Annotated in this window: 25 protein-coding genes and 1 other RNA gene; 13 read left to right on the top strand and 13 right to left on the bottom strand. The window is 35.0% G+C overall.

Going from position 1 to position 24062, the window contains the following annotated elements; all coding sequences use genetic code 11:
- Positions 1 to 623: 623 nt before the first annotated feature.
- From MKX14_RS03450 to uspA, 4 genes are all read left to right on the top strand, one after another.
- A complete protein-coding gene (locus tag MKX14_RS03450; RefSeq protein ID WP_002121027.1) occupies positions 624 to 1088 on the top strand; it encodes a MarR family winged helix-turn-helix transcriptional regulator in 465 nt (154 codons plus the stop codon).
- Positions 1089 to 1283: 195 nt separating this feature from the next.
- The gene (locus tag MKX14_RS03445; RefSeq protein WP_017480975.1) at positions 1284 to 1499 is read left to right on the top strand and encodes a hypothetical protein; all 216 of its coding nucleotides are present in this window, start codon (positions 1284 to 1286) and stop codon (positions 1497 to 1499) included.
- Between the two features lie 582 nt (positions 1500 to 2081).
- A complete protein-coding gene (ykoW, locus tag MKX14_RS03440; protein ID WP_240281762.1) occupies positions 2082 to 4172 on the top strand; it encodes a sensor domain-containing protein in 2091 nt (696 codons plus the stop codon).
- Positions 4173 to 4319: 147 nt separating this feature from the next.
- Positions 4320 to 4763, top strand: a complete 444-nt coding sequence (uspA, locus tag MKX14_RS03435; protein ID WP_057068276.1) for a universal stress protein — start codon at positions 4320 to 4322, stop codon at positions 4761 to 4763.
- Positions 4764 to 4817: 54 nt separating this feature from the next.
- Here uspA and gdhB read toward each other — a convergent pair whose 3' ends face one another.
- Positions 4818 to 6254, bottom strand: coding sequence for a glucose/sorbosone family PQQ-dependent dehydrogenase (gene gdhB / locus MKX14_RS03430; RefSeq protein WP_240281761.1), 1437 nt, complete (start codon positions 6252 to 6254; stop codon positions 4818 to 4820).
- A 384-nt stretch (positions 6255 to 6638) separates the two neighbouring features.
- Here gdhB and MKX14_RS03425 point away from each other — a divergent pair, with 384 nt between their 5' ends.
- A complete protein-coding gene (locus MKX14_RS03425; protein WP_240281760.1) occupies positions 6639 to 7268 on the top strand; it encodes an SOS response-associated peptidase family protein in 630 nt (209 codons plus the stop codon).
- 230 nt (positions 7269 to 7498) lie between these two features.
- Positions 7499 to 8953 (top strand): SulP family inorganic anion transporter, encoded by a 1455-nt coding sequence (gene ybaR, locus MKX14_RS03420; protein WP_240281759.1) that lies wholly within the window; start codon positions 7499 to 7501, stop codon positions 8951 to 8953.
- 41 nt (positions 8954 to 8994) lie between these two features.
- Here ybaR and aprA read toward each other — a convergent pair whose 3' ends face one another.
- The 6 genes from aprA to kynU all read right to left on the bottom strand — a co-directional run bounded on the left by aprA (position 8995) and on the right by kynU (position 15072).
- Positions 8995 to 10176 carry a S8 family peptidase gene (aprA, locus tag MKX14_RS03415; RefSeq protein ID WP_240281758.1) on the bottom strand — a complete coding sequence of 394 codons (1182 nt, stop codon included), beginning with the start codon at positions 10174 to 10176 and terminating at the stop codon, positions 8995 to 8997.
- A gap of 248 nt (positions 10177 to 10424) precedes the next feature.
- The gene (locus tag MKX14_RS03410; protein ID WP_240281757.1) at positions 10425 to 10538 is read right to left on the bottom strand and encodes a hypothetical protein; all 114 of its coding nucleotides are present in this window, start codon (positions 10536 to 10538) and stop codon (positions 10425 to 10427) included.
- A 195-nt stretch (positions 10539 to 10733) separates the two neighbouring features.
- Positions 10734 to 11015 (bottom strand): DUF6527 family protein, encoded by a 282-nt coding sequence (locus tag MKX14_RS03405; RefSeq protein WP_240281756.1) that lies wholly within the window; start codon positions 11013 to 11015, stop codon positions 10734 to 10736.
- Between the two features lie 606 nt (positions 11016 to 11621).
- Positions 11622 to 12368 (bottom strand): alpha/beta hydrolase, encoded by a 747-nt coding sequence (afmid, locus tag MKX14_RS03400; protein ID WP_240281755.1) that lies wholly within the window; start codon positions 12366 to 12368, stop codon positions 11622 to 11624.
- A gap of 7 nt (positions 12369 to 12375) precedes the next feature.
- Entirely contained in the window at positions 12376 to 13782 is a 1407-nt protein-coding gene (pheP, locus tag MKX14_RS03395; protein ID WP_240281754.1) for an amino acid permease, read from the bottom strand.
- Positions 13783 to 13821: 39 nt separating this feature from the next.
- Positions 13822 to 15072, bottom strand: coding sequence for a kynureninase (gene kynU / locus MKX14_RS03390; RefSeq protein ID WP_240281753.1), 1251 nt, complete (start codon positions 15070 to 15072; stop codon positions 13822 to 13824).
- 147 nt (positions 15073 to 15219) lie between these two features.
- Here kynU and gigD point away from each other — a divergent pair, with 147 nt between their 5' ends.
- Positions 15220 to 15669, top strand: coding sequence for an Lrp/AsnC family transcriptional regulator GigD (gigD, locus tag MKX14_RS03385; RefSeq protein WP_151283051.1), 450 nt, complete (start codon positions 15220 to 15222; stop codon positions 15667 to 15669).
- Positions 15670 to 15698: 29 nt separating this feature from the next.
- Complete coding sequence (locus MKX14_RS03380; protein WP_240281752.1) at positions 15699 to 16235, top strand: GNAT family N-acetyltransferase; 537 nt, start codon at positions 15699 to 15701, stop codon at positions 16233 to 16235.
- A gap of 37 nt (positions 16236 to 16272) precedes the next feature.
- Here MKX14_RS03380 and MKX14_RS03375 read toward each other — a convergent pair whose 3' ends face one another.
- A complete protein-coding gene (locus tag MKX14_RS03375; RefSeq protein ID WP_023187860.1) occupies positions 16273 to 16566 on the bottom strand; it encodes a hypothetical protein in 294 nt (97 codons plus the stop codon).
- Between the two features lie 422 nt (positions 16567 to 16988).
- Here MKX14_RS03375 and yrfG point away from each other — a divergent pair, with 422 nt between their 5' ends.
- The 4 genes from yrfG to recX all read left to right on the top strand — a co-directional run bounded on the left by yrfG (position 16989) and on the right by recX (position 19821).
- On the top strand, positions 16989 to 17675 hold the full coding sequence (gene yrfG, locus MKX14_RS03370; RefSeq protein WP_240281751.1) for an HAD-IA family hydrolase: 687 nt from the start codon (positions 16989 to 16991) through the stop codon (positions 17673 to 17675).
- Positions 17659 to 18087 (top strand): RNA-binding S4 domain-containing protein, encoded by a 429-nt coding sequence (gene hslR / locus MKX14_RS03365; protein WP_130172488.1) that lies wholly within the window; start codon positions 17659 to 17661, stop codon positions 18085 to 18087. Before yrfG ends, hslR begins: the two co-directional genes overlap by 17 nt.
- A 145-nt stretch (positions 18088 to 18232) precedes the next feature.
- Positions 18233 to 19279 (top strand): recombinase RecA, encoded by a 1047-nt coding sequence (gene recA, locus MKX14_RS03360; protein WP_002115680.1) that lies wholly within the window; start codon positions 18233 to 18235, stop codon positions 19277 to 19279.
- A 59-nt stretch (positions 19280 to 19338) separates the two neighbouring features.
- On the top strand, positions 19339 to 19821 hold the full coding sequence (recX, locus tag MKX14_RS03355) for a regulatory protein RecX (RefSeq protein WP_005068912.1): 483 nt from the start codon (positions 19339 to 19341) through the stop codon (positions 19819 to 19821).
- Positions 19822 to 19834: 13 nt separating this feature from the next.
- On the opposite strand, the gene ffs is transcribed toward recX, so the two are convergent.
- An RNA gene (gene ffs / locus MKX14_RS03350) (signal recognition particle sRNA small type) lies at positions 19835 to 19931 on the bottom strand.
- Positions 19932 to 20245: 314 nt separating this feature from the next.
- On the opposite strand from ffs, the gene MKX14_RS03345 reads away from it, so the two are divergent.
- Positions 20246 to 21118, top strand: a complete 873-nt coding sequence (locus tag MKX14_RS03345; RefSeq protein WP_108010844.1) for a YbgF trimerization domain-containing protein — start codon at positions 20246 to 20248, stop codon at positions 21116 to 21118.
- 57 nt (positions 21119 to 21175) lie between these two features.
- Here the strand turns inward: MKX14_RS03345 and lpxA are convergent, their stop codons facing one another.
- From lpxA to ompH, 4 genes are read right to left on the bottom strand one after another with little or no spacing between them, the layout of a single operon-like run.
- Positions 21176 to 21964, bottom strand: coding sequence for an acyl-ACP--UDP-N-acetylglucosamine O-acyltransferase (lpxA, locus tag MKX14_RS03340; protein ID WP_046812274.1), 789 nt, complete (start codon positions 21962 to 21964; stop codon positions 21176 to 21178).
- Positions 21961 to 22446 (bottom strand): 3-hydroxyacyl-ACP dehydratase FabZ, encoded by a 486-nt coding sequence (fabZ, locus tag MKX14_RS03335; protein WP_002115603.1) that lies wholly within the window; start codon positions 22444 to 22446, stop codon positions 21961 to 21963. The genes lpxA and fabZ overlap by 4 nt, the downstream gene beginning before the upstream one ends.
- Positions 22447 to 22452: 6 nt before the next feature.
- Entirely contained in the window at positions 22453 to 23523 is a 1071-nt protein-coding gene (gene lpxD / locus MKX14_RS03330; protein ID WP_046812275.1) for a UDP-3-O-(3-hydroxymyristoyl)glucosamine N-acyltransferase, read from the bottom strand.
- 4 nt (positions 23524 to 23527) lie between these two features.
- Positions 23528 to 24028: an OmpH family outer membrane protein gene (ompH, locus tag MKX14_RS03325; RefSeq protein WP_108010848.1), complete on the bottom strand. Its 501-nt coding sequence runs from the start codon at positions 24026 to 24028 to the stop codon at positions 23528 to 23530.
- Between the last annotated feature and the right edge of the window lie 34 nt (positions 24029 to 24062).

Here is a 24062-nt window from a genome sequence, read left to right as displayed (position 1 = left end):
AATATAATTTATAGACAAAAAAACTCCCTTTTAAAAACTTATTACCTTAAATTAAGTTTAAAATTTATTAATAAAAATCAATTATTTAAAATAAAAAACCAATTTTATTTTATTAAATAATAGATGTTTCATGTTAAATGTATGGTAAATTTTGCCAATATTAAAACAATATAAAATATTGATCTATATAAATATTTTATATTTAAATATCTTAATTTTTCATAGTTATGACTTTAGAGACAAAAACTTTCTCGTTCAATGCCACGGTCAAATCATAATTTTTTTTCTACGATGCCCTTGCAAGCAATATCGTTCAATTAACGATCAAGCAAGCTTAGATGCAGTCTTACATATCTACTCAAAGAGTTTTAGGTACAGCCCTGCTAAGCAGTTTTTATCTTTAATAATCTTTGATTATAGCTGAAGAGTATTTAAAGTTCGCAAAGTTATAGGAACGCTTTATAAAGATAAGGACAATTGAACCATGTCATTGTTAAATGAAGCTATATAACTTTTGCTCATCAAGTAAAGTCCTGCTATAACTTGCTTGATGAAACTATATTTTTCAACTATTAAAGATAGTTCACCAGGAATGCGATCCACCAAGGTATGGGGAAAAGTCAATGACAAAGAAGTATGCGCGTTTTTTACCTACAACAGAATCTTTTACTCTTGAAGATTTTCCATATTATTGGATTACTCAAGTACATGCTCAATATGTACAAAACATTGATAATGCTTTAAAAAAATATGGTTTAGATAACTCACGTCGACGCATCATGTTGGCTTTAAGCAGCAAGCCCCATGCGAGTGTTTCTGAACTTTCAGATATGATTATTTCAAAAATGTCGACTACTACAAAAATTGTTTATCGTTTGAAAGATGAAGGTTTGGTTGAAACTTACTCTTGCCAAACTGATGGTCGTATTACTCGTGTAGTACTTACCGAAAAAGGGACTGAAATGATCAACAAGATTAATGATCTAACAAGTGTAGTACTTGAGCAGTCTTTTGAAGGTATTACTCCCTTGCAGTTAGAAAAAATGATGGAAAGTTTAAAATTACTTTTAAAGAACCTTTCTCGCTAAGATGAAATAAGAATCTATTTATACACATATAGTTAAGCTCTCATAATGAGAGCTTAACTATTTTAATGTCTCTACTTTGATATTAAGAGAAATAGCATCCTACATAAAATAATCAATTAACCTTCCATCTGTTGACTTGAGCTCTTAACTCCAGTAGAAATTCTCTTTCAATAACTGAATAGCAAATTTCGGAAAATGGCTAAAAGAAAATACAAAAGTGACAAATTTCAGGTACGTCGCATTAACCGTAGCTGGTGGGTACTCGAGAAAGATCTTGAATCAAACTGCTATTTAAAACATGAGCAAGTCGCAACAAAAACCTTAGCAAACAACTACGCTGATGATTATATCGAACAGTACTATATGAATCTCTACATTCAACAACAGTTGAAAAAACCAGAAACTGTATAAAAAGCCATTTTGGCTTTTTTTATTTTTAATAATTAAAATCTATAAAAATTATGCATAAAAAAAACCTACATCTTGGGGAAAATGTAGGCTATAAAATGCACAAAAAGGAAATATATATCCTTTTTGACAGAGAGAATTTTACGATAATATAAGTCATTATTTTATGTTAATTTTGTAAACTTAATAGTGATTATTGTATTTATTTAAAATCCGTTAGAATTTTTTTCTTTACTCAATATGAATAAAATTTGATTCAATAACTTTTTTATTCTTATTTTTTACTCCTATTCCTTATTAAGTTGATTTTTATTAAGACAAATACATTAAAATTTTTATAAGCCCATGTTTTAATAAGTCTTTTTACAAAAAAAATCATAAGTATTTTTGAGTAAAGGCTTAATAAAAATCAATAAATAACAAAAACATAAATTAAATACTGAGTATATTTGTATTTTATTAACTCAATTTTAGTTCAAAAAAAATACACACAAAGTTTATTTATTACTGTTTTGCTTACTACAGAAAGATTACAATAAGGGCTAATAAAGAGATTAACCAGCTTGCAATCATTCTAGGCATGTTATGACTTCAATGTCGAACAACACCCAAAAGCATTTTATTGTTGAGCAAATTCCATTACCAACTTGGGTTAGTGATGAAAATGGCTTGATATTATATTGCAATGTAGAGTGTAAAGAATATTGGCTGGATATTTTTTCTCCATTGCCACAGCGATGGCTAGATTATATATATCCTGCTGATTTAGATGAAGTCAAAAATAGATGGCTCGAAGCAATTCGCCTACAAAAAAGAGCAGAATTTAAATGTCGACTTTTAGAAACTGGAAACCAACATAGATGGTGCAAACTATCGATCCAAGCATCTAAATACCGTAGCTCATCTCAAAATAATGAATGGTATGTCAGCTTTTTAGATATAGACCACGATATACAAGAACAACAAAATTTACTGAAGAATATTGAAATACAAAATCAGATGTTAGATATCAGTGTAGATTGCATTAAAGTTCTGAACGTAGACGGCACACTTTCTCACATGAACAAATCAGGATGCCTCGCTTTAGGTGTACCTGTTGATGAAACAGAATTTGGAATGAAATGGCTCGAACTATTACCACCGCATATTCGTAAACGCGGTCGAGTCGCTTTGAAAAAAGCTCTTCAAGGTAAAGTTGCTAGATTTGCAGGAATGAGCTGCTTACCAGATCACAATCCTGAGTATTGGGATAATATGCTTACCCCGATTCATCGGGAAAATGGTGAAATTGGACAAATCCTTTGTGTCTCACGCAATGTTACTCAACAACATTTGGCAGAAAACCAGCTTAGGAATATGAGTGAGAGAGATGAACTGACCGGATTATATAATCGGCGTTCATTTAAATTTCAACTTAAGCGTACTCTCTCATATTCAAAAGACACTCAAACAAGTGTAGGGTTACTTTTAATTGACCTCGACCACTTTAAACATATTAATGATACTTTAGGGCATAGCGCGGGCGATCATCTATTAAAAGTTCTCTCCAAGCGCTTTAGTCATTGTGTAGATAATGAAAAGTGCTTTGTCGCGCGGTTAGGTGGAGACGAATTTGCGGTTATTATTAATAATCTCAATTCTGAAAACGATGTCCGAGAGTTAGCAGCCATTTTACTTCAACAGTTAAATCAGCCGATTACCTATTTAGGAAATGTCTTAAATGGTGGGATGAGCATTGGCTGCGCAATTTATCCGCAAGATGCCGTAGATCAGTCAGGTCTGCTCAGTTGTGCCGATATGGCATTGCATGATTTAAAAGCACGTGGTCGTGGCGGTATTCGCATGTATGATCCATGCATGATGCAAATGACTGAAACAGTCGCCTCTCAGCTTAATTTAGCTCGTCAACTAATTCGTCATCATACCATCCAGCCATATTATCAACCTAAAGTAGATTTAAGAACCCATCGTGTAGTGGGGTTTGAAGCTTTATTAAGATGGCATACAACCTCAGCTCAAAGAGGCTACCCTGCACAAATTGCGGAAGCGTTTAAAGATTATAATTTAGCGAGTAAGATCGGTGAAACGATGCAACACCAAGTTTTACGTGATATCGCCAAATGGATAAATCTTGGTATTACCCCTCTCCCTGTTTCACTAAATGCCGCACCAGTTGAATTTTTAAGAGATAATTATGCTGAGAGACTTTTGAAAAAGATTAATCAATTTCAAATACCGATGCATTATATTGAAGTGGAAGTCACCGAACACATGCTAGGTGACCGAGGCTCGGAATATGTGATCCGTGCACTTAATAAATTAAAACAGCATGGGGTACGTATTGCACTTGATGACTTTGGTACTGGTTTTTCATCGCTAACTCATATTCGCGATTACCCGATTGACAGTTTAAAAGTAGATTGCAGCTTTATCCAAAAGATGCAACATGACCCATCAATTTATGCGATTGTCCAAGCAATTGGTTTACTCGCTCCAAATTTATCACTTGGGCTTATCGCTGAAGGAATTGAAACTCCAGAACAAGAACAACTGCTTCGACAATTTGGTTATAGCATAGGCCAAGGGTTCTTGTTTGAATCTGCTATAGATGCTACTCAGGTTATTTCCATACTTAAACAAAATCAGCCTTACTTAGAAAGTCATTACAATCTTTGAAAATAAGATGTTTAATAAACCTTTTAGTTTTTATTCATACTAAAAATAAACAATAATTTTAAAAAAACTGTTCATAATATAGGCATAAAGACAATAATTTCGGTGTTTCCGCACCATACATTGTCACAGGACAATAAGGAGCAATATATGAGTTATCACCATATCTTGGTTCCAGTCGATGGTTCTCCTACTTCACTTATTGCCGTCAATCATGCAACAGCAATTGCTAAGGCCTTTGGCAGTAAAGTGACTCTAGTATATGCACTTACCATAGATCCTTTCATTTCTGTAGAGTTCATCGATAGTACAGAATTAGCACAGGATTATTTTAATAAAGCTAGAGCATCGATTCAGAGTATTTTAGACCAAGCTAAAGAACAATTTAACCAACATGGAATTTCTGTTGAAACAAAAATTGTTGAGGGTCAAACAATCCATACAGAAATTATTAAAGCAGCTAATGAGCTAAAAGCAGATTTATTAGTGATTGGTTCGCATGGGCGAAAAGGGTTTAAAAAGTTCTTCTTAGGAAGTGTGACTCAAGCCCTTTTAGGAGAAATTCATTTACCGGTATTAGTCGTAACTGAATAGTTTTCTAAAGCTAAAAAACCGATCTTTAATAGATCGGTTTTTTAATGGCCTGTATTACTTAGCCTTATATGTAAACTTAATGAGAGATCCTGGATTTTCTAATGTATTTGTTACTGAGCCATCATCTTTTTGAACGTTTCCAGCTGTATCAGTTAACACATATAAAACATTCCCATCTGGACTTGCAATCACATCACGATAACGGTTGTTGCTTTTAAACATTGGTACAGCATCATCATAAGTCGTACTGTAGGTTGGATCTAGCTTGATACGGAAAATAACGCCACGTTTTAAAGAAGGAACCAATAATGTATTTTCCCAACCAGTAATTGCTTTTTTACCGCCCTTATAGACATAAGCAGATGACGGCGCAACTGTTGGCCAACAAATATAGGTCATCTCTCCACAAGTTGGATCGTTATAGTTGTAGGTATCTTGTACGGTATATAAAGTTTTTAATGGTGGGACAAAATTTTTACCAGTCCATTTAGATTCTTTCATCACAGGAACTCCTGCGGCTACTTTTACTCCATTCTGAGCTAAATCCTTAATTGACTTATTGGCAGCAGCTGAATAATTAGCATAAGTATAGCCACTATCATCTTTATAACCTGCTACATTCGGCCAACCATAGTTGCCACCTTTGAAAATGAGGTTAATTTCATCGTCAGAGTTTGGGCCTTGTTCAGACTGCAACAATTTACCATTTGGAGTGAATGCTAAGCCCTGCGGATTACGATGTCCGAGCGTATAAATATGGCTAACCACCCCGTTAAAACTTGGATTATCTTTTGGAATACTTCCATCAAGATTTAAGCGTAGTACTTTACCCATGTAGGTGTGATAGTCTTTGCCATTCAATTCTTGTTGAGTTGGCGTGTGTTGTGCTTGATTTGGCAAGAACAAATAAGCAAGCTGGTTACGCCCTTGGTCACCAATCGTATAATAAATCTTTTGATCTGGGCCAATCACAAGACGACCAGACTGATGGTCTTTCGATGATGGTAATCCTGCCAATAAATCTACTGGCTTCTCGAGCGTATCTGTTGATTTATTATAGGTATAACGACGAATAATCGTTTGGTTCGGTAATTCTTTATCTGTAGATTTCGGATTTTTAAATGTGCCTGAAATATAGATATAAGGATTATTTTTAAAGTCAGGATGGAAGGCAAAGCCTAGTAAACCATTCTGCCCATCAGCATCATTGACAATCTCTGGTACCTGAAAAACTGTTTTTACACTGCCCGACTCTGGATTAACTCTTAGAATCTTACCTGTTGCGCGCTCAGTTAACCAAATTTGATTATCTGGTCCCCATAACAAAGCATGCGGCTTATTTAAATTAGATAGAATAACTTTCTTGTCAAAGTTCTCTGATTTCGCTTTAGCAAATTGAGATGGAGTTAGAGGAACATCAGCAAATGCTGAGAGTGTAACTAGCTGAACAGCGCCTAATAAAGCAATTCTTGCCAGTAAATGTTTATTCATATGTCCACCTTATAAATTGTCAAAATTTTCCGAGATTTTCTAAACGTTTGCCCAACGGTTTGTACAAGTTCTCTATATGTTTTGTATTATGATGAATAACAAATCTATTAAAATCTAAATTTCTGAAAGGCTCTGTTGCATAAAAGTAGCTATTAAAACTGAATAAACTCTCTATAAGATGAGCAACTTAACTTTATGGTTTATCTATTTTATATCTAGATTTTTTTGAAATAGACATCAGTTAGATAAACACTTATTAACGAAGTTATTGATAGTTAAAAATTAATACTTAAAGAGACAATTCTAATTATAAAAACATACATCAGTAAAAGATAAAAGTTAGAAGCTGTAATTAAAGAAAAACTTTATAACCAAGGATATCTTATGTGTGCAAATTTTAAACCTATTAAGAAAACACACGCCCATCAATTAGATTTATTCGAGCCAATCTTTGAATATAAGATGGATATTTTTCCGAGTGATGATTGTCCAATCATTTTATCTCATCAAAATAAGCTTGAGTGGAGAAAAGCTAAATTTGGAATGCTTCCCCCTTATGCCAAAGAAATCGCATTCAAATATGCAACGTATAATGCCAGAACAGAAACAGTAGAACAAAAGCGCTCTTTTAAACATGCTTGGTTAAATGACCAGTTTGCGCTTATTCCTGTTGAAGCTATTTATGAACCTAAATATATCAATGGGAAAGCACATAGGTATGGTATTTTCCGCCAAGATGGGCAACCTTTTACACTTGCTGCAATCTTTGAGGAAACGCTCATAGATGAACAGAAAGTTAGGTCAATGTCACTATTAACAATTAATGCTGATCACCACCCTTTCATGAAACAATTTCATAAACCTGATGACGAAAAACGCTCAGTTATTGTAATACCTGATGATCTTAGAAATGATTGGCTCAACTGCCCTCATTCTGAAGCAAAAGAATTTTTCTTAGATATGCCTTCGAATAAATTTACTTCAATGCCAAAATCTGAAATGAAAAAAATATGATTAATTCGTTCTGGCAGGCTTAGATTAGTCAAGCTTAAAAACTTATGCTATTCTTCGGGCACTTTTAAATGCCTCAAATTTCTATACCTATGACACTTACGCCACCTTAAGTTTATTTACCCTTGATCATTGTAAATAACTCATCACTGTTTAGTGATGTGGTGTAGTCGCTTGTGTTGGTATATCACATCACTAGCCTTTTCAAAATTTTAAAACTTAGGCTATTTCTCATGTTATCGAATGTCCGAGAACAATGGTTCTCTAATGTCCGTGCAGATATTCTTTCTGGTCTTGTTGTTGGTCTTGCTCTAATTCCAGAAGCAATTGCATTTTCAATTATTGCGGGTGTAGATCCAAAAGTTGGTTTATATGCCTCTTTTTGTATTGCCGTTATTATTTCTTTCGTAGGCGGTCGTCCAGCTATGATTTCGGCAGCTACGGGTGCCATGGCTTTGGTTATGACAACGCTCGTAAAGGAACACGGGCTTCAATACTTATTCGCTGCGACAGTATTAACTGGTGTCATACAGATTTTGGCCGGATATTTTAAACTTGCCAAACTGATGCGCTTTGTTTCCAAATCGGTGGTCATTGGATTTGTTAATGCCCTTGCCATACTCATCTTTATGGCTCAATTACCAGAATTAATAAGCGTGACATGGTATGTCTACTTACTAGTAGCTATTGGTTTGGGAATTATTTATCTTTTCCCGTATATTCCAAAAATTGGAAAGTTCTTTCCGTCACCTCTTATTTGTATTGTAGTAGTCACATTCCTCGCTATTTTTTTAGGATTTGACGTTCGAACAGTGAGTGATATGGGATCATTACCAGACACTTTGCCAATATTTCTGATTCCGAATATTCCTTTAAATTTAGAAACCCTCCTTATTATTCTTCCATATTCTTTAGCCCTTGCCGCGGTTGGCTTACTTGAATCGATGATGACTGCAACAATCGTTGATGAAATGACAGATACATCTAGTGATAAATTTCAAGAATGTAAGGGTCAAGGTATTGCTAATATCGCTTCAGGTTTTATGGGCGGCATGGCTGGTTGTGCCATGATTGGTCAATCAATGATTAATGTAAAATCTGGTGGTCGTACACGTTTATCCACTTTTTGCGCGGGAATATTCTTACTTATTCTAGTTGTGTTTTTAAGTGATTGGTTAAAAGTGATTCCTATGGCTGCTCTGGTTGCTGTCATGATTATGGTGTCGATTAGTACTTTTGAATGGAGCTCTCTGACTCAATTTAAAAATAATCCTAAAAGTAGTAATGTCGTTATGATCGCTACGGTTATTGTAGTGGTTGCTACACATAACTTAGCGCTAGGTGTATTAACTGGCGTATTACTTTCAGCTCTTTTCTTAGCAAATAAACTTGAAAATGATATTCGTATAGAAACTTCATTCGAAGAACAAGCTCGTCTATACGAGTTAAGAGGTCAAATATTTTTTAGTTCATCTGAAAAATTTATGCAAAGTTTTAACTTTAAAGAAGATGTTAAAGAAATCATTATTGATCTTACCCACTCACATATTTGGGATGTGACTTCAGTTGCCATGTTAGATTCAGTTGTGAATAAATTTCAAAAGAACGATGTGAAGGTAACGGTTCGCGGTCTAAATGAAGCCAGCTCAATCATGATTGATAAATATGGTACTCATGCAAAAATCTAAAAAAGGTCCTTCGGGACCTTTTCTAATTTAAATAACTGCTTTTACTGAGGAGATTTATATAGCAACCGATTTGGGCTACCTGAAGGATTTTTTACTACATTATTACTTGCTTGGTTTAAAAGATTGTTCGAGATTGTCTGAGGTGTTGCGGTAGGCGTACTTTGCAACATTTCAGCTACGACACCGACAACATGTGGAGTTGCCATTGAAGTTCCATTCAAAACTTTAGTTGCTGTATTACTCCCAATCCAAGAAGAGTTAATCTGGCTTCCAGGCGCAAAAATATCAACACAACTTCCATAATTAGAATAACTAGCTCGAGTATCTGTACTATCTGTAGCCGCAACAGTAATTGCCTTACTTACTCTGGCAGGTGAAGTACTACAAGCATCTGTATTCGAGTTTCCAGCAGCGACAACCATCACATAACCATTATTAAATAAATTTTCTACTGCGCTATCTAGGGATGTGTTCGCATCACCGCCTAAAGACATATTCACTACAGCTGGCTTTTTACCATTTTTCAATATCCAATCTAAACCAGCAATCACGTTACTCGAAGCACCAGACCCATCACATCCTAAAATCCGAATGGGTACTAAGCTTACATTCTTGGCAACCCCATAGGTACTACCACCAACTGTTCCTGCCACATGTGTACCATGACCATGACAGTCGCTTGTGCCATTACCATCAGATATCGCGGTATAGCCACTTAATACCCGTCCAGAGAACTGTTGATGTGTAGACAATATTCCTGTATCAACAATATAAGCGGTTGTACCTGAACCTGTTTGTAAGTACGAATAGGCTGAATCTAGAGGTAAGTTTTTTTGGTCAATACGATCTAGTCCCCAATCTGGGTTGCTTTGGGTAGTCGCGTCAATTTTCATGATTGTGTCATTTTCAACAGAAACGACTTTCGGATTTTTTTTCATTGCTTCAACAAAAGCAGTACCGGCAACATCGGGTAAATAAATTGCAAATCCCTTAAGTACAGCATCATAGGTCTGTAATACCTTCCCACCATGTTGTTTCGCAATACCTTGTGCAAACTCGTTAGAAGAACCCACATCCTTATTAAGAATAACAATATATTGATTTTTAATAATTCCTTTTGCTTCAGACGAGCTTAATACAGAATTTGGTGTAGCTGGTGCAGCATAGGTTAAATGGCACAGCGCTATTGCTAAAAGAAATGTCGAAACTTGGCAAAACTTCATAGAAAATCTCCATATTTTTTACTTTAGACATCATTGTTATGATCAGTACAGTCTTTATATTTAGGGATTAACATCTTTAGAAAGGAATTTTTATTATGTTCTCCATATATTATGACCACGTCATGTTTTCATAAAACTTGGATTCACACAATGCTATTATCTTTTTTAAATTAAAAGTGAGAACCAATTCAAATAAATTAACACTTAAAATATTTTAGAATAAATGATTATTTTATTTATAATTTAATTTAGGTAGGCTGTACAATGTAAAAATATATAATCATTAAAAACAATATAAATGTAGAAATAATAAGATATGTTCCAGTTGTATTAAAGCTTTTTAAAAACTTCAAGATATCCATAAATAAAAATAAAAAAACAGTAAGTTATGAAAATTCTTGCAAATTATAATATAGCCTTCAACTAAAATAGATTTACAATTTTTTAAACTATATATATTCAGTATCAAATATGTAAAGATATATTGCAAAAATATGTGATAATTAAGGAAATGTGCAGTCCTTTAAATGGTCATAGTTAATAAATACCAAAATCAATTATATTCTATAGTTTTTTAATTTTAGTTCTGGCAGCTCAATCTTACAACCAGCTAAATGATGCCTACAATTAACGCTATATTCGATAAAGCCATCTTTAATAAAGTAGTTACAGTATTCATTTATACTTATGATGGGATCAAATGTCGGTTTTTCCAAATTACCATTAAAAAACCATTGGTTACCATTAGAGAAAGGATAATGTACAGGAATATAATGAAGATATCCGCAAGCAGGACACATATGTTTATACATGCATCCTTCAAAATACTGTACTTTCATTAACACTCCTTTAAAAATAAAAAAGCCAACTCATAAGAGCCGACTAAACCATTTATTTAAAGATGCTATATATTATTAAATTATGTGCTATAGCCTTCTCTCTTTTATTTTTCTGTTTTTAATTTATCTAACCTATATGACAAATTCATGAAGTTCCGAGCGTAATCTCACACTCTGTCAGTTTGGTAAAATATATTTTATATAATCCATTAATTAAATGATAATTCCAGTTAAATAATGAAAAGCAAATACTAATTTGTTTCTTATTTAGCAGAGAGCTATGTGATTAACTCATATTAATCATTAAATAGATATTATCGCCATATCCAAGAACAAAATTCGATTTATCTAATTGTTTTTAAAAATCAAATAAAAAAGTCCGCATCTTGGGAAGCTACGGACTTGAAACTCAACTAAACAACAGCTAAACATTTTGCCGCTTAGTGAGAAAGCACTATCTTTTTAATCTAATTAAGTTCTATAGTCAGGTCAATAAGGATACTTAATTTTTATAAAAATTAGGTTGAGTTGTGATTTATCTCACATTTTATATTCTAATAAGTTTAATCTGTTTTTCTTTACTCAATTACATTCTATTTCAAGCACTTAAATTAAAATATTATTAAAGTAGTGATTTAAAATAGAATAATGGTTAATTTCAGGAATAAGCTTGAAAGAAACAAAATGCTGATCTTGCCTTTTCTTCATTTCAAAATAATTTTGGCTTTGCCATTTCAACTCGTCAAGTTCGAGTTCACCACAGAAAATTGAACATGGAGTAGTAATAGGTTTTGACTGATGAACAGGGCTATATTTTAAGATATCTTCGTTTGAAAGATTGAGTGCATGATTTAAATGTGTACTTTGTATAGGCTCCAGATCATAAATTCCACTTAACAAAACCATCTCAGATATCAGTGGATGACCTAATGACAAAGCAGCCAGATGCGCCCCTGCCGAATGCCCAACCAAAACTACCTCATCAGTTCTCCAGTCTTGCTCTCGAATAAAATCGAGAGCTTGATTAACTTGAGAAGCAATATCTGAAATTTTGCTTTGTGGGGCTAGATCATATTCTAAAAGAATACACTGTGCCCCCTTGGCTAGAACATACGGTACGATGAATGCAAAATCTGATTTATCACACCATTGCCAATAACCACCATGAATAAAAATAACAGTTTTTTTGGCTTGCCCTAATGGGAATAAATCTAAAGTTGACCTTGGGTGCGTCCCATATTGAATATCTGCGATATGGGTAAATTTTTGATAGCTCAACAAGCTTGTTCTTTTAAATTCTACCAATATTTCATGTTCATTCGCTACGGTTCTAGAATTATCATATGATCGCATAGGTCTCTCACTTCAACGATTCTTCATGAGCATTTAAAGCAAGCTTGGCTGATGAACGTTTTAAATAATAGAAAAATGTAAGAACAACAACTAATGGGACTCCAAACTGTAAAGTTGACTTAAATTCATTGGTAAACCACGTTGTGATCGTAATACTTAAAATTGCGATTAATCCCAACAGTGAAATTAACTGGCTCGCTGGAACCTTAAATTTTAACTGTTCTCCTTTTCGTGCCATATTCCTTCTAAAAAACATATGGGTAACAAAAATACTGCCCCAAGTGAACAGTGCACCGAACATAGATAAAGCAATCATGATCGGAAAAGCAGAAGCTGGGTTAATCGTATAAACAATACTCGCGACTCCAATACCTACTGCTGACAATAACAACGCATTAATTGGTACGCCATTATGACTAATACGGCCAAATAGTTTTGGTGCATCTCCTGCTCGTGACAAGCTAAATAGCATACGTGTTGAGATATACAACATACTATTCATGGCTGATAAGGCCGCGACAATTACAATAAAATTTAAAATACTGTCCGCATATGGAATGCCTACAATTTTCATTACCATCACAAAAGGGCTGGTCGCATCGGCTCCAATTAAAGTTGTCCAAGGAACAAGTGCCACAATGAGAAATAAAGACAGTAGATAAAATAGGATTAAGCGAATTGCAGTACTTTTAAAAGCTTTCTTAACAGCTCTTTCCGGATCTTTAGCCTCACCTGCTGCAACAGCGATCATTTCAATACTTAAATAACTAAATATTGAAATGATTACACCAATCCAGACTCCACTAAAACCATGAGGAAAAAAGCCTCCATGCTCGGTTAAATTAGAGAGAACCTGAGCTGTTCCTCCATGACTTTGGGTCAAAATACCAACTGCTAAAAGAATAAATACTATAATTGCAAAGACTTTTATGGTCGAAAACCAATATTCAACTAATCCAAAAGCTTTAACGCTATAGGCATTAACAACAAGTAAGGTTAGCGAGAAAAAGGCAATCCAGACCCAAGAATCTACATGTGGAAACCATAATTTCATATAATCCGCAACTGCTGTAATTTCTGTACCAACCGCTAATACAATACATGCCCAATAACAATAACGGACTAAAAACCCAGCAAGCGGACTTACATAATGCTCAGCATATGCCCCAAATGAGCCTGATGTAGGATGCTGAACCGTCATCTCAGCCAAACAAGCCATAATAGCAAATGCGATTAAACCACCAATGGCATAACTCACAATGACGGCAGGGCCAGCAAAGCTAATTGCGAACTTACTTCCCATGAACAGCCCTGTACCAATCGCTCCACCAATTGCAATCATTCCCATCTGTTTTGCGGATAATTTTTTATGTAAACCCGCTTCTCGATTTTGTATTTCATCAAAACTGCTCATAGGCCCTCCTAGCCATTTTCTAATATTGATCTTTAACGATCAGGTCACTTCACTACGCACCAGATAACGCTCATTTTTCCATTCACTATTCAGCATGATCTGCTTAAGTTGTTGTACGGCATTCCAAATATCTTCAAATCCTAGATATAAAGGTGTAATTCCAAAACGTAATACTTCCGGCTCTCGATAATCCCCAATCACACCACGAGCAATAAGCGCCTGAATAATTTCATAGCCAAACTCATGCCTATAACTGACATGACTACCACGATATTTATGATTTAAAGGTGTAATCAGTTCAAAACCAAACTGTGCACATTCTTGTTGAACAAGTTGAATAAACAAATCAGTTAATTTGAGTGATTTCTCACGTATTTGTTGCATATCAGCTTGTAAGTAAATATCGACACCACATTCGATTAGACTCATAGAAATAATGGGTTGAGTTCCGCACAAGTAACGGCGAATACTGTTAGCTGGTTCATAGTGCTGAGCCATATCAAAAGGTTTCTTATGGCTCCACCAGCCTGAGAGAGGTTGCCAGAACTGATCACGATGCTTTCGATTTACCCATAACAACGCTGGAGAACCTGGGCCACCATTTAAATATTTATAAGTACAACCAATCGCAAAATCACTATTGCTCTGATTAAGATCCATAGGCACTGCACCAACCGAGTGACATAAATCCCAAATAATCAAAGCATCTTTAGCGTGAATTTGTTGATTAATAGACTCCATATCATAGAAATATCCAGTCCGATAATTCACATGAGAAAGAACAACTACCGCAACATCTTTTGCTAGAACACGAGATAAATCATCGGTGCCATCAATCAATTCAACTTGATAACCCTGATGAATCAAATCGATAAAGCCTTCAATAATATAAATATCGGTTGGAAAGGCATCTTTTTCTGCAACAATAATTTTACGTTCCGGAAATTTTTCAGCTTGAATTTTTACCGCTGCTGATAAAACTTTGAATAAATTTAGGGTCGTTGAGTCTGAAATAACCACTTCACCTTTTTCAGCACCGATAAGCTGCGCGACTTTATCTCCGAGTCTAGTCGGTAGTCCCCACCAATCTGCTTTATTCCAACTATTAATGAGGTCCTCACCCCACTCTTTTGCAATAATATGCTGAGCAACCTCTAATGATTTTTTTGGTCTTGCGCCTAAAGAATTACCATCTAAATAAATGACATTTTCTGGCAGTGCAAATTCGTCTTTAAACTTTTTGAGTTCATCTTCCTGATCCCAATAGAGGCATTGTTCGTGAGTAATCATTTGTTATTTCACCTATTTTCAACATTTCCTTTGTATTTGAATTTTATCACGCTAATTCTTTCGATTTATTCGATAATATTTGATTAAAATTTACTATTTTCGTATAAAATTCGAATTAAAATTAAAAAACATGGATGAAATTCGAAAATGAATGTAGATACAATCGATCTTAAAATTTTAAAATATTTACAAGATAACGCTCGGTTAAGTAACCAAGAACTGGCCGATCTCGTTAACCTTTCGGCTTCAGCTTGTCATCGGCGAGTTAAAATTTTAGAAAGCAATGGTGTAATTGAAAAATATCAAGCGAAAGTTAATTATGAAAAACTAGGTATAAAAATTGAGGCAATTGTCGAAATAAAGCTTGCCCAACTTACAGAAAATGATCACAACTTCTTTTTAAGTCAGATCAAAAATTTTGATGAAGTCATTAATGCATATATTATTACTGGCGAATCTAATTATGTTTTACACGTTGCGACCAAAGATTTGAGTTCTTTTTCTCATTTCGTCATTAATACCTTAAATAAAATAAAAGGTGTAGTGAGCATCAATTCCAAGATCATTTTACAAAAGATTGTGCAAAAACCACTTTGATCCCTTATTTTTAATTAAAGAGACATGTCATGATCGAAACTCAGCGTTTAATTTTAAGACAGTGGGAAGAAAGTGATGTTGAGCCTTTTATAACAATGGGCTTAGATCAAGATGTTATGCAATTTTTCCCAACTCTATTAACACCCCAAGAAAGCCTTAATTTAATCCAAAAAATTTCATCTCTCATTAATGAAAATGGTTGGGGCTTCTGGGCAGTAGAATTAAAAGAAACCCATCAATTTATCGGGTTTATTGGTTTACATAGCCAACCTGAACAATTTGACTTTTCTCCTTGTGTGGAAATCGGGTGGCGACTTGCAAAAGAATTCTGGAAACAAGGTTATGCAACTGAAGGAGCAAAAGCGGCTTTAGACTATGGTTTTAATATACTGAATTTAGATAAGATCGTTTCATTTACCGCTAATATAAATACACCCTCTCAAGCTGTCATGGAAAGACTTGGGATGCACAAAGTTAAAAACTTTGATCATCCCAAGGTTCCTCTCCATCACCACCTAAAAGCACATGTGTTATATGAAATTACGAGCTCTTCATTTAATTTTTGATTAAAGTCAAAATTTTAAATTATTAATAAAAATTTTCTTAATCATCGAAATCATAGCCAACAGATGTAGAGCACTCCCAATACTCATGGATTTTACTCGCGATATCATCTTTTCCCATTGTAGTGAGTACATAAAAGAGTTTAGCCTCTTTATTTTTTCTTAGTATTAAGAGGTTGTAGTAATCATACTCAGGCCCATTAAGACCTAATGTTGGCTGTGCTTCACAGTGCTTTTCTGCTTTGTAATGCCATTCAAGCTTATAAGTATCAAGGCCATCAGCAGCATTGATTACAATACCGTCATTGGCTCCGCCAATAAATCCAATTTTCATTGCTTTCTCTAAATTCTTATTAGGGTTAATTTTAAATATAACTTTAAACAAGTATCCTTCAATTTATAAAATGTATGTCAATACGTATCCTATGTAAGCAAAATTAACCATAAATATAGATGACTTTTAAGATTTCTTAATTATAAAACTTTACCTCATTATTTTTACTTCAAACATAGGAAAATTATCCACTAAAAAGCACTTATTATTGTTTCCTGTTTTGCAAAATTACACGCTATAATTTTCAAATCATTTATCCTCCCTACCCATCACATTAATCAAAATACCTTTTGAAAGAATTAATGGGTGGAGTTTTAAATTAATTTTATATCTCGAAGTTTCTTTAATTAATGATTTTAAAAGGATATATGGTAAATGTGTCTTAAAAAATTTGCTTTAAATGATTTTGGAGATATTTAGATATGTCTAAAATCGTAATGTTTGACATGGATGGTACGCTATTAGATCTCGCTTTTGATGATTTCATTTGGAATGATTGTCTTCCTAAGCGACATGCAGAGATACATCAACTTCCGCTCACCCAGAGCCAAAAAACACTATATCAGTTTTATCAATCACATAGACATACGCTTGTTTGGTATTCATCAGCTTATTGGACCAAAACTGTAGGCGTTGATGTACTCAAATTACAGCAAGAATTTCAGACAAAAATTCAAGCTCGGTCTGGTTGTATTGAGCTTCTGCAAGAACTGAAAGAACAAGGATATAGTTGTTGGTTAGTTACAAATGCTGACCGTGCAAGCTTGCGCCTAAAGCTCGATAATATTGCAATTGAACACTTCTTTGACGTAATTGTTTCGAGTGAACAAATTGGTTATGCAAAAGAAGATATTCATTTTTGGCAAGAGCTGCAAAAATTACACCCTTTTGACCCAGACGTAACCATTTTTATTGATGATACAGCTCCTGTACTAAAAACAGCTGAAAAATTTGGTATCAAGCACTTGTTTACTATCTTGCAGCCCTCAAGTCTAAAGAATGCAAGAAAGCATGAAGATTTAGAATATAAAGCACTAGATCGACTTACAGAATTGCTGTCTATATTGAATCAAATTGATAGAAAGGATAATGATGTCAAAATCGCTTGAAAACGATGCTGTAGAGACCATGCGTATCGACAAATGGTTATGGGCTGCTCGTTTTTTTAAAACTCGTTCAATTGCTAAAGCAGCAATCGAAGGAGGTAAAGTACATCACAATAATGAGCGTGTAAAAGTTTCCAAAGAAATTCGTGTTGGAATGGAACTGATTATTCAACAAGGTTTTGATAAAAAAATCGTTGTCGTAAAAGCGCTTTCGAACACACGTGGTCCAGCACCAGTTGCCCAGCAACTTTATGAAGAAACAGAAGTAAGTATTGCTAGACGGGAGTTGATTGCATCCCAACGAAAATTGCATAATCTTGCTCGACCTGATCATAGACCGAGTAAAAAGGATCGTAGACAGATTAATCGGTTTAAACAGGACAATGATCAACACTGGTCGTATGGTGATGAATAAAAACGTCGAGTTGTGTCGCACACACACAGACAACACATAGAAGCTATAGAAAAAATCTGTCACTATTAGCCCTGTGAAACAAGTTGAGATTCAATGCATCCACTTGGGTTAAACGTGATGAACTTAGAGTATTGAGGTTTTTGAGATGGATGAGAATAAAAGCAAAGCATTACAAGCCGCGCTAAGTCAAATTGAGAAGCAATTTGGCAAAAATACGGTGATGCGTCTCGGTGACAACACTGTTCAAGCAGTTGAAGCTGTATCTACAGGTTCTTTGACGTTAGATATTGCATTGGGGATTGGCGGTTTACCGAAAGGTCGTATCGTTGAAATTTATGGTCCAGAATCTTCTGGTAAAACCACAATGACTCTCCAAGCGATTGCACAATGTCAAAAAGCTGGTGGTACTTGTGCATTTATCGATGCAGAACACGCATTAGATCCACAATATGCACGTAAGCTGGGCGTGGACATTGATAATCTACTTGTATCGCAACCTGATAACGGTGAACAAGCACTTGAGATTGCAGACATGCTAGTTCGCTCTGGTGCAATTGATTTAATCGTTGTCGACTCAGTTGCGGCTCTTACTCCTAAAGCAGAAATTGAAGGCGAAATGGGTGACTCTCACATGGGCTTACAAGCTCGTTTAATGAGTCAGGCATTACGTAAAATTACGGGTAACGCTAAACGCTCGAACTGTATGGTTATTTTCATTAACCAGATCCGTATGAAAATTGGTGTAATGTTTGGTAGCCCTGAGACTACGACTGGTGGTAACGCATTGAAGTTTTATGCTTCTGTACGTTTAGATATCCGCCGTATTGGTCAGGTCAAAGAAGGTGATGAAATCATCGGCTCTGAAACTCGAGTTAAAGTTGTTAAAAACAAAATGGCTCCTCCTTTTAAAGAAGCTATTTTCCAAATCTTATACGGTAAAGGTACAAACCAGCTTGGCGAACTTGTAGATTTAGCTGTACAACAAGATATCGTGCAAAAAGCAGGTGCTTGGTATTCGTATCAAGGCAATAAAATTGGCCAAGGTAAAAACAATGTTATCCGCCACTTTGAAGAAAATCCTCAAATGGCTGGAGAAATTGAAAAGATTATCCGTGAACAACTGCTAACTACGGGTACTAATGGTGCTGTACAGGTGGAAGATGAAGAAGAAGATCTTCTATTAGAGTCTTAATTACCGCTTATACGTCTTAAAACGCCCTTCGGGGCGTTTTTTACAAGGAAATATTAAATATGTTCAAAAGAACAGAAGAACAGCCCCAACAACGCGCTTTGCTTACAGGTCAACGTTTGCGCTCATATGCTTTTGCGTTATTGACTCGTCGAGATTACTCGAAAGCAGAACTTATCGAGAAGTTGAATCGTTACGCACAAAATCCTGAAGAGGTTAAGCAACTTGTTGAAGAGTTATCTGAGCAAAATTATCAAAGTGACCAACGCGTTGCAGAACTAACATTGGCTAGCCAAATTCGTAAAGGCAAAGGACCAAAACGCATCAAACAAGCTTTAAAAACTAAACAAATTGAAAATGATTTAATTGCAGATGAAATTCATAACATTGATTGGGTGGAACAGGCTTATCAACTTAAAGTGAAAAAGTTTGGTGAAGAAGTAGAAAAAGATCCTAAACTTAAAGCAAAACAGATGCGGTTTTTGCAATATAGAGGATTTGATTTAGATGTAATTATGAAGGCAATCCAACGGAGATCGGATTAGAAGATGGTGGCAACCCCACTAGCAAAACTTCGGCACATCATAGATCTGCTACCGTTGCTACCTTCCGGTCCTGGCGGGGTTCACAGAGTACAATTGCGAAGCCACCAGCGGGGCTACCATTGCAAAACAGAGTATAGAGATTTTTAAAAGAGTTGCAAGCCTTCTTCTCAATTTTAAGCAAGTTTATGTTTCAATTGATTAATTCATCGTCAAAAACATATAAATTCCTAGAATCTCTTATCTTATATTCTTTCTTGATACTTATTTTGAATAAAATATGCTTGAAGATTGTAAACTATTCTTGCATTTATATTGTTAGCTGTTTTAATTGCAATGATCAATTAAAACCTTAGATAGCTAATGTGAATAGTTTACATATTCCCTTCTCAAGTTAGCTTTTACATAAAATTATGGACCTATACTCATGCGATTGATGAAGCATTCTTTATTATTTATTGCCTTAATGAGCACTACTTCTCTCTATGCCAATATTCCAATTGAATCGCGCGGTTTAAGTCAAAGTGGTGGTAGTTCAACTAACACCTCATCGAATAACGCTTCAGTCCCTAGTAATTTAAATTGGGAATTGATGCAAAAAAACCAACAATTAGAAAATGATATACGTACTTTACGCGGTCAGTTAGAAGAACAATCGAATGATATTGAACAATTGAAAAAAGATTTATCTAATCGCTATACTGATTTAGACCAACGTTTGGAATTACTTAATCAAAAAGTAGATCCAGAAAGTGCAACATCAGACAATACAGCAAATAGTAATGCTACAGTTACTGGAAGCTCAGAAGCTCCACCTACCGACAATAAAGCAGTAAGTACTACAGCTTCTGCAAGTCAAGTTACTTCCCCTTCACAAACGCAAGTAACGCAACCAGCTTCACCGCCTGCTACGCAAAATCAGTCAAACCCTCTAGAACTTGAAAAAGCAGCTTATACTGTTGCTTTGGATGCCTACAAACAAGGTGGAGCAAAAAAAGCGATTGCTCCAATGCAGAACTTTATCAGAAATCATCCTAATAGCATCTACACAGGAAATGCCTATTTTTGGTTAGCTGAGTTTAATTTAGCAACTGATCCAGTAAATTATAATGAAGCTAAAAAGAACTACAATGTAGTCGCTACCCAATACCCAAATTCTAGTAAAGCTTCTCGCGCACTTTATCAACTCTACAGTATTGCTAAGGATGTAGATAAAAATACTGTTTCAGCAAATCAATATAAAACCAAAATCTTAAGTCAGTATCCAAACTCTGAAGAAGCCAAATTTTTTAATAAATAAAAGTTTTTAAGAAAAAAGACACCGCAGATTGCGGTGTCTTTTTTTGAATATCTCAGCTTAACGCACAATACCACGTTCTGATTGCTCAACAGAGTCAATTAATAATTGAGCTTCTGGAACATTCGGAAGAATATCATTTTTAATCTGCTCAACGGCTTGAACAGAAGTCAGTCCTGATTTAAAAATCAATTTATAAGCTTCTCTAAGCCCTTGAATTGTATCTTTAGACCAACCCTTTCGGCGCATACCTTCTATATTAATACCAAACGCATGTGCTGGATTACCAGATGCCATAACATAAGCTGGTACATCTTTTAAAATTAAAGATGCTCCACCAACCATACTGTAAGAATCGATTTTACAGAATTGATGAATTCCCGAATTACCACCAATAATGACATGATCACCGACATGGACGTGTCCAGCAACACCGACATTATTTGCGAAAATATTATGATCACCAACAACACAGTCATGTGCAATATGCGTATTAACCATCAATAAGTTATGACTACCTATTTTAGTTAAAGCATTATCTTGTACAGTTCCTCTATGTAAACTGCAATGCTCACGAATTAGATTATGATCTCCAATCTCTAACCAAGTTTCTTCACCTTGATATTTCAAATCTTGGCAAACTTCACCAACACTTGCAAACTGGAAAATCTCATTATTTTGGCCAATTTTGGTAAAACCACCAACTACAACATGTGAATGTAATTTAGTGCCAGCGCCAATCGTCACATTCGGACCAATAATACAATAAGGTCCTATCTGAACATCTGTAGCAATCACTGCAGATGGATCAATAATGGCCGTAGAATGAATTAAATCGTGATTGCTCATGCCTGCTCTGTTTTTTGGTGTGAAATCATAATTTCAGCGGTTGTTGCTACTATACCGTCAACGGTAGCCGTACAGTTATATTTGTAGATACCGCGTTTTTGCATTACTAATTCAGATTTTAATACAAGTTGGTCGCCAGCAACTACTTGTTTTTTAAATCTTACCTTTTCTGCACCAGCAAAGAGGAATAAAGAACCTGGTTTTGGCGTCTCATTGTTCATGATAAAACCTAGAACGCCCGAAACTTGAGCTAATGCTTCTACAATTAGAACACCCGGCATAATTGGGTATTCTGGAAAATGTCCTTGCAGAAACTCTTCATTAATAGAAACATTTTTATAACCAACAATACTATTGTCAGTAACTTCAGTCACACGATCAACCAATAAGAATGGATAACGATGCGGCAAATATTGACGAATCGTTTGAATCTGCATTGGTAATTCAGGGATGGCAAATTTAGGTGTAGTTGACTCGGTCATAATATTCTATTTACGCAAATTAAAAGTTGATTCAAGAGACTCTATTTGAGCTTGTATATGATCAAGTCGTTTAGTGATTTGGGTCAATGGCACATCTGCTAATTGTCGTAAGCGTACAATTGTCTTTTTCCAATGACTATTTTCAAACAATCCAATTCCTGAAGAATAGGTACCTGCTTCAGAAATATTTTTTGTGACCATTGACATTCCAGTTAAAGTCACATTATCAGTGATTGAAAGGTGACCAGACACACCACAGGCGCCTGCAAGAATACAGTTTTTGCCAATTTTAGTGCTTCCAGCAATTCCACATTTAGCAGCAATAGCTGTATTGGAACCAATATGAACGTTGTGTGCGATTTGCACAAGATTATCAATAATTACCCCATCTTCCAAAATTGTATTATCTAGTGCCCCTCGATCAATACTACAATTTGATCCAATGCGGACATCATTACCAATGATAACTGAACCTAATTGTGCAATACGATGCCATTTACCTTGATACGGTGCAAAGCCAAAGCCTTCACTACCAATTACAGTACTCGCATGAACTCGAACACGATCAAGTAATTTAGAACCACCAGTAATGGTGACATGAGAATCGATAAAACAATCCTTGCCAATTTCTACATTATCATCCAGACGAGTATGAGACTGAATAATCGTGTTCTCTCCTACTACACAATTTTCACCAATTACAACGTAATGACCAATATATGCTTTTTCAGAAATAATTGCAGAAGGATGAATTTGAGCAGTACTTTCAATACCTATTGATGTGATCTTTTTATCAAAAACATGCGTAAGTATGGCAAAAGCTAAATATGGATTATCAACAATAATAAAATTTTGTTTATCAGTAAGCTGTTCTTTAATAGAGCTTGTAACAATGTACGCACCCGCACGGCTAGCCTTTGCTTGATCAATATACTTTTCGCCATTTACGAAAGTAATATGAGAAGGTTCAGCATTTTCTAAACTTGCTAGGTTTATGAATTGAAGACTACCCGCACCGACTAACTCACCATTCACTAGGTGAGCTAGTTCATCTAAACGATAATGTTGCACTTTCATTAATTTATTTCATTGAATTAACCTTTTGTATCATTTTATCAGTTAAATCATATTTAGCGTCATAGGCAACAGTCGAATTTTTATTCAAAATAAAGTCAAGATTATTTTCTTTTCGTAATTGTTCAGCTGCTTGCTTCACACGACTCTCGAAAGTTGAGTTCATTCCTTGCAAGCTAGTTTGAACTTTAGACTGCAAACCTTGTTGAGTTGAGTTAAATTCATTGAGTTTTGTTTGATATTGCGCCTGAAGCTTTTTGATATCATCTTCTTTCATTTTTTGCCCTTGAGTTTGGGCTTGACGTTGAAGACCTTCTAATTCTTTACCTAACTGCTCAAGACGAGTTGTGGTTGGCTTAACTGATTGATTTAAACTTGCATTTTGTTGTTTCAAATAAGTACTGCTTTCAACAACTTTAGCAAGATCAATGACGCCATAACCGGCAGCATTAGTCATGGCAGAAACTGTCAAACCTAATCCTAACATTAATATATTTAATTTTTTCATTTAAATTTGTGTCCTTATTGCATGTTTAGTCAAG

It is taken from the genome of Acinetobacter pittii (assembly GCF_022449185.1).
GTDB lineage: Bacteria > Pseudomonadota > Gammaproteobacteria > Pseudomonadales > Moraxellaceae > Acinetobacter > Acinetobacter pittii_I.
The sequence above is the reverse complement of the archived record's forward strand: the minus strand, read 5'-3'. Positions and strand labels throughout refer to the sequence as shown.

What these genes read in the sequence shown, in the direction of transcription:
- MKX14_RS03450 (WP_002121027.1), top strand. Translation starts at nt 624, where the DNA reads ATGACAAAGAAGTATGCGCGTTTTTTACCTACAACAGAATCTTTTACT.
- MKX14_RS03445 (WP_017480975.1), top strand. Translation starts at nt 1,284, where the DNA reads ATGGCTAAAAGAAAATACAAAAGTGACAAATTTCAGGTACGTCGCATT.
- ykoW (WP_240281762.1), top strand. Translation starts at nt 2,082, where the DNA reads ATGACTTCAATGTCGAACAACACCCAAAAGCATTTTATTGTTGAGCAA.
- uspA (WP_057068276.1), top strand. Translation starts at nt 4,320, where the DNA reads ATGAGTTATCACCATATCTTGGTTCCAGTCGATGGTTCTCCTACTTCA.
- gdhB (WP_240281761.1), bottom strand. Translation starts at nt 6,254, where the DNA reads ATGAATAAACATTTACTGGCAAGAATTGCTTTATTAGGCGCTGTTCAG.
- MKX14_RS03425 (WP_240281760.1), top strand. Translation starts at nt 6,639, where the DNA reads ATGTGTGCAAATTTTAAACCTATTAAGAAAACACACGCCCATCAATTA.
- ybaR (WP_240281759.1), top strand. Translation starts at nt 7,499, where the DNA reads ATGTTATCGAATGTCCGAGAACAATGGTTCTCTAATGTCCGTGCAGAT.
- aprA (WP_240281758.1), bottom strand. Translation starts at nt 10,176, where the DNA reads ATGAAGTTTTGCCAAGTTTCGACATTTCTTTTAGCAATAGCGCTGTGC.
- MKX14_RS03410 (WP_240281757.1), bottom strand. Translation starts at nt 10,538, where the DNA reads ATGGATATCTTGAAGTTTTTAAAAAGCTTTAATACAACTGGAACATAT.
- MKX14_RS03405 (WP_240281756.1), bottom strand. Translation starts at nt 11,015, where the DNA reads ATGAAAGTACAGTATTTTGAAGGATGCATGTATAAACATATGTGTCCT.
- afmid (WP_240281755.1), bottom strand. Translation starts at nt 12,368, where the DNA reads ATGCGATCATATGATAATTCTAGAACCGTAGCGAATGAACATGAAATA.
- pheP (WP_240281754.1), bottom strand. Translation starts at nt 13,782, where the DNA reads ATGAGCAGTTTTGATGAAATACAAAATCGAGAAGCGGGTTTACATAAA.
- kynU (WP_240281753.1), bottom strand. Translation starts at nt 15,072, where the DNA reads ATGATTACTCACGAACAATGCCTCTATTGGGATCAGGAAGATGAACTC.
- gigD (WP_151283051.1), top strand. Translation starts at nt 15,220, where the DNA reads ATGAATGTAGATACAATCGATCTTAAAATTTTAAAATATTTACAAGAT.
- MKX14_RS03380 (WP_240281752.1), top strand. Translation starts at nt 15,699, where the DNA reads ATGATCGAAACTCAGCGTTTAATTTTAAGACAGTGGGAAGAAAGTGAT.
- MKX14_RS03375 (WP_023187860.1), bottom strand. Translation starts at nt 16,566, where the DNA reads ATGAAAATTGGATTTATTGGCGGAGCCAATGACGGTATTGTAATCAAT.
- yrfG (WP_240281751.1), top strand. Translation starts at nt 16,989, where the DNA reads ATGTCTAAAATCGTAATGTTTGACATGGATGGTACGCTATTAGATCTC.
- hslR (WP_130172488.1), top strand. Translation starts at nt 17,659, where the DNA reads ATGTCAAAATCGCTTGAAAACGATGCTGTAGAGACCATGCGTATCGAC.
- recA (WP_002115680.1), top strand. Translation starts at nt 18,233, where the DNA reads ATGGATGAGAATAAAAGCAAAGCATTACAAGCCGCGCTAAGTCAAATT.
- recX (WP_005068912.1), top strand. Translation starts at nt 19,339, where the DNA reads ATGTTCAAAAGAACAGAAGAACAGCCCCAACAACGCGCTTTGCTTACA.
- MKX14_RS03345 (WP_108010844.1), top strand. Translation starts at nt 20,246, where the DNA reads ATGCGATTGATGAAGCATTCTTTATTATTTATTGCCTTAATGAGCACT.
- lpxA (WP_046812274.1), bottom strand. Translation starts at nt 21,964, where the DNA reads ATGAGCAATCACGATTTAATTCATTCTACGGCCATTATTGATCCATCT.
- fabZ (WP_002115603.1), bottom strand. Translation starts at nt 22,446, where the DNA reads ATGACCGAGTCAACTACACCTAAATTTGCCATCCCTGAATTACCAATG.
- lpxD (WP_046812275.1), bottom strand. Translation starts at nt 23,523, where the DNA reads ATGAAAGTGCAACATTATCGTTTAGATGAACTAGCTCACCTAGTGAAT.
- ompH (WP_108010848.1), bottom strand. Translation starts at nt 24,028, where the DNA reads ATGAAAAAATTAAATATATTAATGTTAGGATTAGGTTTGACAGTTTCT.